The organism is Sagittula salina (assembly GCF_017813235.1).
In the GTDB taxonomy this organism is placed as follows: Bacteria; Pseudomonadota; Alphaproteobacteria; order Rhodobacterales; family Rhodobacteraceae; genus Sagittula; species Sagittula salina.
On record NZ_JAGISH010000092.1, the window covers coordinates 1 to 239 of the forward strand.

General features: G+C 53.1%; 1 pseudogene. It reads right to left on the reverse strand.

From position 1 onward, the window contains the following. Positions 1 to 190: pseudogene (locus tag J5474_RS22675) on the reverse strand (magnesium chelatase ATPase subunit I); the annotation flags it as partial. Positions 191 to 239: the final 49 nt, after the last annotated feature.

A 239-nucleotide genomic window follows, 5' to 3' on the forward strand; every position in this document is an offset into this window, starting at 1 on the left:
GGACCAGGGGGGCGACTTTTTCGAGATCGGCCTGAATAATTCGGTCTCGTCCCGCCCACGCTGCTAAGGCTCTTGCGGCGTGAATGATGGTGATGTCGCCTCGATGGCCGTCGATGTTGGAATCCAGACAGATCTGTACCGCTGTGGAAAGAATATCTTTTGGAATCTCGACGGATTGGACTAGGGTCATGGAATTTTCGATGCGTTCGGCTAATCGTCTGCTATGCGACGACCATTCT